General features: G+C 70.2%; 11 protein-coding genes. 4 read left to right on the top strand and 7 right to left on the bottom strand.

Features of this window, described 5'->3' with window-relative positions; genetic code table 11:
* Positions 1 to 8: 8 nt before the first annotated feature.
* Positions 9 to 2627, top strand: coding sequence for a helix-turn-helix transcriptional regulator (locus KUTG_RS43175; RefSeq protein WP_043725416.1), 2619 nt, complete (start codon positions 9 to 11; stop codon positions 2625 to 2627).
* Here KUTG_RS43175 and KUTG_RS66700 read toward each other — a convergent pair.
* Positions 2575 to 2931 (bottom strand): BTAD domain-containing putative transcriptional regulator, encoded by a 357-nt coding sequence (locus KUTG_RS66700; RefSeq protein ID WP_369794576.1) that lies wholly within the window; start codon positions 2929 to 2931, stop codon positions 2575 to 2577. The genes KUTG_RS43175 and KUTG_RS66700 overlap by 53 nt on opposite strands.
* Positions 2877 to 3062, bottom strand: a complete 186-nt coding sequence (locus tag KUTG_RS64625) for a hypothetical protein (RefSeq protein ID WP_043725415.1) — start codon at positions 3060 to 3062, stop codon at positions 2877 to 2879. Before KUTG_RS64625 ends, KUTG_RS66700 begins: the two co-directional genes overlap by 55 nt.
* A 660-nt stretch (positions 3063 to 3722) precedes the next feature.
* Between KUTG_RS64625 and KUTG_RS43165 the strand changes: the two genes are divergently transcribed.
* On the top strand, positions 3723 to 4295 hold the full coding sequence (locus KUTG_RS43165) for an RICIN domain-containing protein (RefSeq protein WP_157495197.1): 573 nt from the start codon (positions 3723 to 3725) through the stop codon (positions 4293 to 4295).
* Positions 4296 to 4899: 604 nt separating this feature from the next.
* Here KUTG_RS43165 and KUTG_RS43160 read toward each other — a convergent pair.
* The 4 genes from KUTG_RS43160 to KUTG_RS43145 all read right to left on the bottom strand — a co-directional run bounded on the left by KUTG_RS43160 (position 4900) and on the right by KUTG_RS43145 (position 8918).
* Positions 4900 to 5406, bottom strand: coding sequence for a LapA family protein (locus tag KUTG_RS43160; RefSeq protein WP_232241261.1), 507 nt, complete (start codon positions 5404 to 5406; stop codon positions 4900 to 4902).
* Positions 5407 to 5487: 81 nt separating this feature from the next.
* Positions 5488 to 6684, bottom strand: coding sequence for a GGDEF domain-containing protein (locus KUTG_RS43155; protein WP_157495196.1), 1197 nt, complete (start codon positions 6682 to 6684; stop codon positions 5488 to 5490).
* A gap of 276 nt (positions 6685 to 6960) precedes the next feature.
* Positions 6961 to 8187 carry an MFS transporter gene (locus KUTG_RS43150; RefSeq protein WP_043732659.1) on the bottom strand — a complete coding sequence of 409 codons (1227 nt, stop codon included), beginning with the start codon at positions 8185 to 8187 and terminating at the stop codon, positions 6961 to 6963.
* Between the two features lie 62 nt (positions 8188 to 8249).
* Positions 8250 to 8918 (bottom strand): hypothetical protein, encoded by a 669-nt coding sequence (locus KUTG_RS43145; RefSeq protein WP_043725410.1) that lies wholly within the window; start codon positions 8916 to 8918, stop codon positions 8250 to 8252.
* 143 nt (positions 8919 to 9061) lie between these two features.
* Here KUTG_RS43145 and KUTG_RS43140 point away from each other — a divergent pair, with 143 nt between their 5' ends.
* Both KUTG_RS43140 and KUTG_RS43135 read left to right on the top strand, forming a co-directional pair.
* Entirely contained in the window at positions 9062 to 10051 is a 990-nt protein-coding gene (locus tag KUTG_RS43140; protein ID WP_043725408.1) for an ArsR/SmtB family transcription factor, read from the top strand.
* A 58-nt stretch (positions 10052 to 10109) separates the two neighbouring features.
* Complete coding sequence (locus KUTG_RS43135; RefSeq protein WP_052396078.1) at positions 10110 to 11531, top strand: helix-turn-helix domain-containing protein; 1422 nt, start codon at positions 10110 to 10112, stop codon at positions 11529 to 11531.
* Here KUTG_RS43135 and KUTG_RS43130 read toward each other — a convergent pair.
* The gene (locus KUTG_RS43130) at positions 11528 to 12604 is read right to left on the bottom strand and encodes a hypothetical protein (protein WP_043725406.1); all 1077 of its coding nucleotides are present in this window, start codon (positions 12602 to 12604) and stop codon (positions 11528 to 11530) included. The genes KUTG_RS43135 and KUTG_RS43130 overlap by 4 nt on opposite strands.
* Between the last annotated feature and the right edge of the window lie 50 nt (positions 12605 to 12654).

The following is a 12654-nucleotide window of genomic DNA, read 5'->3' as shown; positions in this document are numbered from 1 at the left end:
GTGTCACTGTGGGGGACACGACCAGCGGCGTGGTGCGCCGGGCTGAGCTGCGCCGCCTGCTGGATGCCCTCGACGCGACCGCCGAGCAGATCGTCGAGCTGGTCGGCGACCCGGGTAGCGGCAAGACCCGGCTGATCGCCGAGCTGGCCGGCGAGGCCCGGCGTCGTGGATTCCTCACGTTCGGCGGCCGGCTGAGCCAGCGCCACCAGTCGCTGCACCAGTACCACCGCACGACGGACGGCTCGCGGCGGGTGTTGCTGACGCTGGACGATTTCCACTGGGCGGACACCGAATCCGTTGAGCTGATCGACCGCATGACCCACTGGCCGCTGGAGTCGCCGGCGCTGATCGTGCTGGCCTACCGACCCCGCCAGGCGTCGATGCGTCTGCGCAGCGCGCTGGCCTACGGCGTGGAGACCGGCACGGTGCTGCGCACCGAACTGGGCCCGCTGTCCGCCGAGCAGACCGCCGAGTTGCTGGGCCTGCCGGCCGACAGCCCCCGGCTGGACCGGCTTTACCGCACTGGTGAGGGCAATCCGCTCTACCTGCGGGTCCTGGCTGAGACCGAGGACGAGATCCCGCACCAGTTCGCCGCGCTGATGGCCGGCGAGATCGCCGAGCTGGATGAGGACGAGCTGGCCACGGCCACCGTGGCGGCGCTGCTGGGCGAGCGGTTCGACCTGGCCGCCGTGGCCGAGGTCGGCGGCCTTCCCGAGTCGGTGGCCGGCGACGCGCTGACCCGGCTGGTCCGGCGCGACGTGCTGCGGCCGGTCAACGGCACGGCCACCTTCGCCTTTCGGCACGCGGTGCTGCGCCGGCTGTTCTGCCAGCACCACGACCCACTGCGCCGGATCGAGACGCACCGCAAGGCCCTCGCGCTGTTGGCCGGCCGGGGCGCGCCGCCGGTGGAGCTCGCCCCGCACATCGAGAACTCCCTGGTCCACGTGACCTCGGAGGACCTGGACGTGCTGGTCCGCGCGGCCGACGACTCCGAGCCAAGCGCCGCCGAGCGCTGGCTGCGGGTCGCCCTGTCCACCGGGCTCGACCGCCCGCGGCTACGGCTGGAACTGGCCAAGGTGCTGATTCGCGGCGGGCAGCTGGCCGCCGCCCGGGAGGAGCTGGCCGAGGTGTTGCGGCTGGTCCCGGAACCGGGCGGGCAGCGGCTGCCGGCGGTGGTCGGATCGGCGCTGGCCGAGGCGTTCCTTGGCCGCTATGCCGACGCGAACACGCTGGTCCGGGTCGAGCTGGCCGCGTTGGCTGCGCGTGACAGCCCGATGGTCGTCGACCTGCTCGTCGTCAAGGCGATGATTGGGCTGATGGACGGTGCGCTGCCCACCGACGCCCGGATCGCCGAGGCGCTACGAGTGGCCCGGGGGCTCGGCGACCCGGCTCGGCTGTCGGCCGTGCTGGCCGTGCGGGGGTTGTGCGCCGCCAGCGGCGGCCACGCAGCCGTGGCCAGGGCCGCGCTCGCGGAGAGCGCCGCGTTGATCAACCCGCTGTCCGACGCGCTGGTGATCGAGCACCCCGAGTTCCTGTTGCTGCTGGCCTGGGCGGAAACCCTGCTCGGGTTGTTCTCCCACGCGGAGGGGCACTTCGGCCGGGGCCTGTCGTTGGCACGGGAGCGACCCGCCCCGTTCGTGCACGTGATGTCGCTGATCGGCCTGTCCAGCGACTACCGGCACATCGGCCGGTACGGGGACGCGGTGCGGCTGGCCCGGCAGGCCAAGGAGGCCGCGACCCTGCTCGGTGCCCCGCCCGTCGTCAACCTGGCGATCTCGGTCGAGTCGCTGAGCAGTGCGCTGCTGAGCCGGGAGGCCGGCGCCGGGGGCACGCTGGCCCTCGCCGAGCAGGCGTCCGGAGGCCAGCAGGGCGACAAGCGCCATTGGTTCGGCGTGACCGCCGCGATGTCGTTGGCGCAGGCCGCCGAGATGGACGGCGACCCCCGCCGTTGCATCATGCTGATCACCGACACCGGCGGCGGCGCGGACCTGCCCAACCTGCCGGTCATCCAGCGCCCCAAGTGCTACGAGCTGCTGACCGCCTCGGCGGTGATGGCCGGCGACACGGCGGGCGCGGTGGACTGGGCGCGGCGAGCGGATGCGGCGGCCACCGTGCTGGGCCTGCCCTATCAGCTCGCATGGGCCACGCAGGCGCGGGCCCACGTGCTGCGCGACGCCCGGGACATGGACGCCGCCACCGACACCTATCTGGCCGCTGCCAACGGTTTCGCGTCCATCGGCGCGATCGGCTCGCAGGCGACGGCGCTGGTGTTCGCGGCCCGCTGCGCCGAGGCCGCCGGTCGTGTCGCAGACGCCGAGTCGCTTTTGGTGCTGAGCAAGGACCTGGCCCACAAGTGCGGCGCGACGCGGCTGCACGGCGGGCCCGACGACGTGCCCGGTCCGCTGCGGAAGTGGACTGTGCCGCCGGTCGACGCCGCGCTGTCGGTGCTGACCACACGTGAGCGGGAGATCGCGGGGAACGCCGGCTCCGGCATGACCACCCGGAGCATCGCCAGCCGGCTCTCGCTGAGCCCACGCACGGTGGACGCCCATCTCACCAACATCTACCGCAAGCTCAACGTGCGCTCGCGGGTCGATCTTGCCCGGCTGATCGCCGAGGGTGGTTGACCCGCGTCGCGCGGGCCAAGCACCCCGGAGCCAACCGACTCGCCCCGCCTCTGGTCGGCGCGAGTCGGTCGTCCTTTGTCGACCTCTCAGAGGTCGAGCGCCAGCACGGCCCGGCGCGTCTCTCGCAGGGGCCGGCCCGGCCGGCAACGAATCCGACGAGTACCCGATACCGACCCAGCGCCAGTTTCGATTCGACCAGAAGATCGGCGCATTCCAACCAGGCCGCGTCGAGCCAGGCCCCGATACTGTTCACGATGGGCCCATTGCGAAGGCCAGGCAGCGCGTCTCCACGCCATATGTCCAACGCCGCTGCAACGCCCGCACCGCGGTCTCGTGCCGTCCGGCCCGAATCAGCACGGTGACCAACAGAACCTCCACCTGGCGCGCGCCGACAGTCCAATAGCCGACACCGTCGTGAATGAGCAGCGCACCCATGACTTCGTACCAAACCACTGACTGACAACACGGTCTTCGCCAAAGGGCGGCTGAACTGTAGCAATGAGGTGATGTCTCGGACGGCTTGGCCCTGGCCGGACATCAGGACACGATCACCCAACGCATCTTGCCTGAGTCCTTAGCGGTCCTGCTTACTCGTTGCGGCATTCCTTCATCGACAGTGCTCGGACGAACGCCTCGGGTCAACGGGCTACAACCACCTACCGCAGTCGGCCGGCGGGACCAGCCTCACCTGTTCCTGGCGAAGATCAGTTACCGGGTCAATGATCCGAGACGAGCCACTAGGTAGGTGATTTCTCTGATGTCCCGGCGCGTCGGGACTGTGCCAGACTGAGCGGGCGCTCGTCACGAACTGGGGGGAAACTCATAGCGCAGATCACTCGTCGGCAGCTGCGGCAGGCAAGAGCCCGCCCGCATTTAGGCTGGGGTTGACGCAAAGGCTGACACTTCAACCATGGTTGGCGATGACGCAGTCATCGGAAAGCGTCGACCATATCGTCAACCTCGGCTTGCGACGAGTTGGGTAGACATAGACGCCGGCTGACCTGGGGGGTGGGTAGCGGCTTGTTCGAGCCGGACCCTACCGGGGCGGCGGCCAACCTAGAGCAAACTTGCCGGGAGGCTCGCTTGTTGTCTCGGATGAGAAAACTGATGACTGGCATGTCATCGCTTGCGATCGTCGGACTGGGTGTCGTGTTCGCGCCGGCCGCCTCGGCGGCGACGGCTGAAGTCCCGTCCGCAGGTGTCCATGCGACGTTCACGAGAAGTGCCACGCAGGCCGCGGACGACTACCTGTACTCGTTTCGCAACCACAACAGTCAGCAGTGCGCGGTCGTGCGTGGCACCGCATTGAATGCTCCCGCCGTGCAGACTGGGTGCGATCGCGGCTTCTCTGACCAGTTGTGGAAGTTCCTGCCGAATCCCGACCCCACAGGGTCGGGAACTGCGTATCAGATCTGGAATTACAACAGCGGACAGTGCCTGGTTGTCCGGGGAACCGCGTCGGACGCGCCTGCGGTGCAGACCGGGTGCAATGCGAATTACGCGGACCAGCTGTACGCCATCTACGAGAACGCTGCCGGTGAGCATTATCTTCGGAATATCAACAGCAACATGTGCCTCGTCGTGCGCGGCACTGCTGCCGGTACTCCGTTGTTGCAGACACCGTGCAATCCGACGGCTTATGTCGACCAGCAGTGGGAATTTGTCTGACAGCTGACGTTACGGGGCGGTCCGGCGTGTCCGGGCCGCCCTTGAGCGGTGGACTTGACATCGTGATCGCCGGACATCGGCGCGTTTCTGATCGGTGGTGCGGTCGTCGCTGGGGAGGGTTTTGGCGTCGGCGCACAGCAGGTCGTGTGCCATGCGGTCCTCGACCGCGGGCAGGATAGCGGTGGGAGTGGCCGGATCTCGACGCGGCGGTCGGATCGGGCTTTCTGGTGGCGTTGTTGGTAGCCGGTGGGGTCGGCCGGACGACCGGGGCGGTGGTGCGGCTGCCTAGCGGCTCGTCACGCAACCTTGGCCGGGTAGTGCGTCCACGGTCGGATCAGTAAGTCGGTGGCCTGGGCGCGGGCGTTTCACGCAACTTCGCCAGCGACCAGGTCGCGAACGCGGTGATGCCCAGTCGGCGGGGGACGTCCGGGCGATCAGGCAGATCCGCTCACGGATCTGCTCACCGATCGTCTTCGGTCGTCCCCCGTTCCGTTTTGGGTCTAGCGCGTCGAACCCCCGCTCGGTGAACGCGTGGTCACTCGCCGCAGCTTGCGGCCTTCCACCATCGACAGGGCTCGGACGAACACCTCGGGTGGACGAGCCACTAGCTCGGGCGGGAGGCGCGGCGGAAGGAGCGGCGGAGCTGGATGATGCGGCCGTAGCCGGGGATGGCGACGAGCAGGACGCCGCAGATGGCGGCCAGCAGGAGGGCGACGCCGAGGGGGAACTGGCCGCCCCAGCCGAAGAAGTAGATGGTCACGTAGGTGTTGTTCTGCACGATGAACACGAGCAGCAGCAACAGCACGACGGCGGCGATGACGATGCCGGTCCACAGGCCGCTGATGCGGGTGCGTTTGATGCGGACGGGCTGAGCGGCCGGCGGTTCCCGCTCGGCGACCGACGGCCTGGTGACCGACTGTTCAACCACCGAGGGGTCGGTCGAGGGCTCGACCGCGGCCGACGGGCCGGTGGGTTCGATGACACCGCCGCCGCCGGGGACGGCGCCGCCGGGCATGGCGGGGACGGCCGGGGTCTCGGGCACGGCGTCACGCATGGGCGGGACCTCGGGCACATCGCGTTCGGCGGCGGCGCCGCGCTTCGGCTCGGTCATGGAGGCCACCTCTTCGCAGGAGTTCGTCCCCTAGTTTGCCCCCCTTTGGTACCCGCGAACCGCCGGCGCCGCGCGTCGAACCTAGCCCGTTCGGGTGTCGTAGACGGTCAAACTGCTCACGACCCGGTTCCGGCCGGCCCGCTTGGCCCGGTAGAGGGCGGTGTCGGCGGCGTGCACGAGCCCGTCGACGCCGGAGGCGGCATCGGGGTACACAGCGACGCCGATGGAGGCCGACAGCGCGGACAGCGTGGTGTCGCAGGAGGGCAGCGGCACCCGCAGCTGGCTGATGGCCCGCCGGATGCGCTCGGCGATGGCCAGCACGTCGCCGTCACGAAGGCCGGGCAGCAGCACGACGAACTCCTCGCCGCCGAACCGGCCGACGGAGTCGTAGTCCCGCACGGACCGCCGCACGGTGCCGGCGACGGCCTTGAGCACCTCGTCCCCGGCGAGGTGCCCGTAGGTGTCGTTGACCCGCTTGAAGTGGTCGAGGTCGACCATCAGCACCCCGAACGGCGAGCCGCGGGTCAGCTCCTTGCTGGCCAGGTCCTGCCAGGTGGTGACGTTGAGCAGGCCGGTCTTCTGGTCCTTGGTGGCCAGCTCCTCCAGGTGTTTGACCAGCACGCTGCGGTGCAGCACGAACAGCGGCACGAACAGGAACAGCAGCGCGAACGGCTGGTAGACCAGCACCAGCCCGATCACCGCCCCGATGCAGATGGTGGCCAGCTCCAGGGCGTTGTCGTCGGCCGAGCCGATCAGGTCCCGCAGCGGCCGCCGGCCGGCGTCGACCCGGAGGCTGACGGCGATGAGCACGCCGTCGACGGCGAAGAACACCACGGCCGCGGCCAGCACGACCCCGATGGACACGGCATCGAGGGCGGTCGCGCGGGTCAGCACCGGGACGCCCCCCGCGTCCAGCACCAGCCGTGCCGCCCAGGCCGCCAGCACCATCGCGGCGGCGTTCATCACCTGACGGTGCGGGTAGCTGCGCTGCACCCGGTAGCTGCGCAGCACGACGTGCGCCGACACGAGGCCGGTCAGCACCGCCACCCAGGACATCGGCAGCGTCAGCACGGCCGCGAACACCCACACGGACACCATGTTGATGTGCACGGATCCGCTCATCACCCGGCGCAGCCGCTCGATTCGCCGGGACGCCTCGCCCTGCACGAATGCGGCGACGGCCAGGGCCGCCGCGGCCACCACCGGCAGATCGGCGCCGCCGGGTCGGGCGAACGCGGCGGCGATCACCGCCAATGCGCCGAGATCTACCGCAAGCACATACCAGATCGAGATCGCCGGCCGCCCCCACAACGGCCATTTTTCGATTCTTGCCAACCCAAGGTCATCTTGTCGTATGCTCGCCATGGCTCTCCCCCCACGGTTTCCATGGAGTATGCGGGAAGCTGCGGAGTGTGTTCTGGAAACGGATCAGGACCACCCGGCTAGCGCAACGGAGGTCGGACAATGCGTGGTAGGACAACCTGATCAGATCAAGGTGATCCATCGAACGGGGTCGGCGGCGGTCCGCCAATCGTCGCCGACCGTGTTCACCACCTAGCCGGTCAGCTGCACGGCCAGTTGCGCGGGATCGGCGACCCGGCGCCATGCCAATGCCAGTCCGGCGGCCAGCACGACGCCGATGCACCCGACGATCGCCATTCCACCGGCCGGCGTGAACACCTGAGCGAAAGCGCCCGCGACAAGTGCGCCGACGCCTTGCACGGACTGGATGACCGCGGACGCGAATCCCATTCCCTGGGCGCGCACCGAATTGGGCAGCAAACGGGACGCGGTGGTCATCGCTTGAATGGTGTAAATCGTTGCGGCGGCCCCGCTGCACGCGAACAACACCATGGACAGCACCAGGTTGGGGTACAGCGCGCAGGCCGCGATCGGTGCCCCGGCGGCCACCCCGAGCCAGCCCACCGACCGCAGCCGGGCCACCTCGGACAGCCGCTCGAACAGCAGCGAGCCGACGACGGCGCCGATCGGGTCGGCGGCCATCAGCAGGCCCACCGCCACCGGCCCCATGCCCAACTGCTTGGCGTACGGCGCGCCCAGTGCCTCGGGTGCGATGTAGAACAGGGCCAGCGCGCCGATGCCCAGCAGGATGCGGGTCCGCGGGTCACGCCAGATCACCGTGAATCCGTGCAGCATCGAGGTCGGCTCGGCCTGCTCGGATCGCACCGCCGGCCGTCGGCGGATCCCTGTCCACAGCAGCAACGCCGACACCACGAACGTCAGCGAGTCGACGGCCAGCCCCAGGTAGGGGTTCAGCACGGCGATCAGCAGCCCACCGCCGGCGAAGCCGGCCAGCTGCGCCGAGTAGGTCGTCACGTTGCGCAGCGACATCGCCGTGACGTAGCGCTGGCCGCCGAGCAGGTCCGGCAGGATCGCCAGCTGCGCGGCGTTGAACGGCCCGGTGGCCAGCACCGACACCGCCAGCAGCACGCACAGCGCCGGCAGCGGCACCCCGGGCACGGCCATCGCGGCGACCAGCACCGCCTGCACGACGTTGGCCGCGACCATCACCTCACGCCGCGGGAACCGATCCCCCAGGCTGGACAGGAAGATCCCGCCCAGCAGCGTCGGCACGTAGGTCAGGGCGAAGGTCAGGCCGGTCAGCACGGCCGAGTCGGTGGTGGTGAAGACGAGCACCGCCAGCGCCACCCTGGCCACCTGGTCGCCCAGGGTGGACAGCAGCTCGGCCAGCCAGAGCGCCCGGAACTCGCCGGTTCGGAGCACGGTCGCGAAGGTGACCCGCTCGGGTTCGGCATCCATGATCAAGTTGTCCCCCGTAACCGGCGCTCCCCAGCACCGATCTCACGAGGGTAGCGGGATCGTCACGTTGCGTACCGGTTTTCGGCGAGGTCACGCGTGCCCGTTGAGGCCATCTCGTGGCCCAGTCGGCGCAGGACATCGGCCACATCGGCGTCGGCGTGCCGGCAGGCCGCCTCGAACACCGCCAGCCGTGCCTCGTACCCCAGGTCGTCGTACGGCTCGACGTCCTCGGCCAGCCGGTGCACGGCGTCGGCCTTGTCGAACACGATGCGCTCCACCGCGTCGCAAGCCACCCGCAGGCTGTCGGCGAAGCCGCCGATGCGCTGCCACACCGCCCGCTGCCACGGGTCGTGCCGCGCGTCGAGCATGTCCGAACAGAGCGACTCCAGGCGTTCGGCGTCGGCCCGTAACTCGGCGAGCGGGATGTCGCGCTGCGTGTCGTAGCGGGAGCCGATCTCCTCGTCGAAATCGAACTGCCCGTGACGGCGCCGGGCGTGCTCCGGGCCGTGCCGGCGGAAGTACTCCAGCCCGGACGCCCCAGCGTCCAGTATCGATGTCGACGAGGGCTCACCCGCGCTGCCGAACACCTCCAGCCGCGCCGCCAACTCCGCCAGGTAACCGGTGCGAACGTTTGTCGTGTCACAGCGTGCCAACAGCTGGGCCAGCTCGGCCCGCGAATCCCCGATTCGCTCGTCGAAGGCCACGCGCATGCGCAGCGAAGCGTCGTCCATGAGCGAGCCCCCCACCGTGATCGTGCCGCGTAAACCATGGCATGACGCGCGGGCAGCTGGTAGGACCTTTCAGGCATGTCCAAAAGGTTCCGCGCGGGCAACCCGGGACCGGATGCGACCATCTCAAGGGGAGGGGGTGGACGATGACCGGCACGCTGCGCCTGCACTTCACGGCCGAGGATCTGCTGCGCACGAGGGTGTTGACCGAGCCCGATCCCCTGTGGGAGCTGGTGCTGAGCGTCCATCACCTCTCCCCGGGCGGCGAGCCGGACCGGCACGCGGCGTGGCGGCGAGAGGTCCGACCTCGACTGTCCGAGGCCGAGTCGGCGCACGCGGTCGGGCTGCTGCGGCGGCTGATCCCCCGGCGCGGCAACTTTCCCGACTTCCTGACGCCCTTGCCCACATCGGACGGCATCGACGGCGCGTTCGACGTAATACGGTCTACGCCGAGATCCCGCCTCGCGCTGGACATGAGTCCGGCTCGGCTGCGCCGCGTCGAGGCCTCCCGCTTCGGTCACGGCCTGGCCGCCGGCCACACCGAACCGATGACCGACCTGGTCGGCGCGTTGCGGCGCTACTACGACGCGGCGATCGCGCCGGTGTGGGACGAGGTCGGCGAGATTGTCCGCGCCGACGGCGAATCCCGGGTCCGTGAGCTGCTGGACGACGGTCTGGGCGGCATGTTCGCCCGGCTCGGGCCGTCTTTTCGCTGGCGCTGGCCGTGGTTGGAGACGGACTATCCCCGCACGCACGAGATCCGCCTGGGCGGCCGCGGGGTGACGCTGGTGCCGTCGTTCTTCTGCGTCGGCGCTCCCGTCACGCTGATCGACGAGGAACTGCCGCCCATGCTGGTGTTTCCGGCTCGGCCGCTGCGCCGCGACCCGGCGGCCGAGGAGCGCGCGCTGTTCCATCTCACCCAGGTCATCGGCCGCACGCGGGCCCGGATCCTGGTCGCGCTGCGCACGCCGCGGTCCACGTCGGAGCTGGCCGGGACCATCGGCATGTCGTTGGCTTCGGCCAGCCAGCAGGTCACTTTGCTGCGCAACGCGGGCTTCGTGGTGAGCCGCCGACACGGACAGGCAGTGCGGCACTCCGTCACCCGAAAGGGTAAAGCATTGCTGGAGTCGAACTAACGAAACCGCCCGGCGGTACGACTATGCGTAGGTCCGAACGACAACCGTCGGGAGCGAGATGACCCACGTGGTCGACGACGCCGTGGAGACCGGGTCGCTGTCAGCGCAGGCCGAGGCCGCCGCGTTGGAGGGTGACCTGGACACCGCTTCCCTGCTGGCCGACCGGGCGATCCTCGACGGGGACCGGCACGGCGCGGAGGTCGCGGCGGCGGTGCTGGCGCAGCGCGGCATGCTGGCCGACAGCGTCGCCCTGTACCGGTGGGCGGAGAGTGTGGACGGTGGCCGCTCGGGTTTCGCCGTCGCGGCGCTGTTGGGCATCGGCGACCTGGCACAGGCCAGAGAGCAGCTGTCCGCCTTCGACGACGCCGTGCGGACGCCCACTTCGCTGTCCACTGTCGAATCCCTTGTGGCCCACGCGTTGAGCGAGTCGGTGACGGGATCGGCCGTGGCGGCGCTGTCGCAGCTCGTGCAGGCCTCGGCGGTGCTGGAACCCCATGCCGGCAAGGTGTTGCTGCCGGACACCCCGGCCGCGCTGGCCTGCCTGATCGCCCTGCACCTGGGGCAGCTGGACATGGCGGAATCGGCCGTCGGCGACGATTCCATGCGGCATGCCCTGCTCCGGGCCTGGATTTCGTTGCAGCGCGGCGATCTTGCCGCGGCCGACGTGCCGGGGCACTGCGCCCGTCCCCGTGACGAGCTGTTCGCGGCGGCGATCACGATCGGCGTGGCCCGGCGGCGTTCCGACCTGGCCGGACTGTTGGACGCGTGGCCACGGGCCCGTGACGCCGTGATCGCACACCCGGTGGACCTGTTCGTGTTGCAGCCGCTGGGCGAGATCGCCGTCGCGGCGGCGCGGTTGCATGAGGACGAGTGGTTGGCGCCGCGGCTGGCCGAGGCCGACGGGCTGCTGGAGCGGCTGGGGCGGCCGGCGCTGTGGTCGGTGCCGCTGCACTGGTTCGCGTTGCAGGCCGCTGTGGCGGCGGAGTCGCCGTCCGCGGCGGCACGGCACGCTGCCGCGCTGTCCACCATGGCCCGCACCTCCCGCTACGCGGCGGCGCTGGCCGGGTGCGCCCGCGCCTGGCTGCGGGTGCTGGCCGGAGACGTGCAGGTGGAGCCGGTGGTGGCTGCCGCCCGTGAGCTACGGGCGGTCGGCTTGGGCTGGGACGGCGCCCGGCTCGCCGGGCAGGCCGCCATCCGCACCGCCGACCGCACGGAGATGACCACCCTGCTGACCTGCGCCCGGGCCCTGCACGGGGCCCCGCACAGCGCCGAGGACTCGCCCGCGCCGCAGCTGTCGGCCCGGGAGATCGAGGTGGCGGAGCTGCTGGTCGGCGGCATGACGTACAAGCAGATCGGGGAACGCCTGTTCATCTCGGCCAAGACCGTGGAGCACCACGTGGCCCGGATCCGGCAGCGCCTCGGCTCGAACTCCCGCCGCGAGCTGCTGGTCCGGCTCCGGGCCCTCGTGGCCGGGAGCTAGCTGACCAGGGCGAAGCTGGCGTAGTGGTCGGCCTCGGCGTGCCGGCCGCCGGCCCCGACATGCGGGCTGACCTCGGCCCCGACCCAGCCCTGGAACACGCCCGCGTCGTCGAGCACCTGGAGCATGGGCCGGACGTGGCTGTTGGCCAGGTAGCACTTCCCGTAGGCCAGGCACTCGCAGTAGAACTCGTAGCTGTCGCGGCGGCCGCCCAGGATGCCGGTCATGGAGTAGAACCGCCGGTCGCCGGTGTCCTTGATCTTCTGGACGCAGGCGTCGTGGTTGGCGTCCTTGGGACAGCAGGAGTTGGCGTCGCAGCCGGCGTTGTACTGCACGAAGCCGAGGCAGGAGGCATCGTCGCAGGCGTTCCAGGTCGGGCCCACGGTGAGCGCGCCGGCGTGGCCCCGGGCCCAGGTGGCGACCTGGTCGGAGTTCCAGCCCTGGCCCTCCAGCACGTACGGCCGCTCGGCGCCGTGGATGGTGGTCATGGAGGCCTTGGCCGCCAGGGAGGCGTTGCTGCCGTAGCCGATGCCGGTGGTCAGGCCGTAGGTGTTGGCCGTCAGGGCGAGACGGCCGAGGCCGGTTCGGGGCTGGGAGACGGCCCAGGTCTCGCCTAAGTCGATCTTCCCCGACACGCCGTTGACCGTGCTGTCGGTCCAGGTCACGATGACCTGGCCGGCCGTGGCGTCGTAGGCGTAGGTGCCGGTGTAGTGGCCGTTGGGCTCGCCGGTGAAGCCCGCGCCGGTGCGGATGGCGCAGTTGTTCTTCGGGTTGGTGCCGGGATGCCACTGGCCGCAGTAGTAGACGTCGCCGCTGTTCACCGGGATCGGATAGTCCTGCTGTTTCCACAGCCAGAAGTCGTGCTTGACGAACTTGCTGGCCGGGTCGAACACCAGGTAGCCCAGGCGCATCGAGTTGGTGTGGTCGGCCGACGGTGTGAAGGACGCCAGGCTCACCACCCAGTTCTGCTTGCCCAGCGGCGATGCCGCCGCCTGGGCCACGCCGGTCGTCGAGGCGAGCACGAACAGGACGACAGCCCCGATTGCCGCCAAGCGGCGGAAAACCCCCATCTGCATGGCGGCATGCTAGCTGGGACGGTCGGCCGTGTGCGGGCTTTCGCCGCAGT

Origin of the sequence: Kutzneria sp. 744, assembly GCF_000568255.1 — a bacterium.
Taxonomy (GTDB): domain Bacteria; phylum Actinomycetota; class Actinomycetes; order Mycobacteriales; family Pseudonocardiaceae; genus Kutzneria.
Note: the sequence above shows the minus strand (reverse complement) of the source record. Positions and strands in the feature narration are given on the sequence as shown.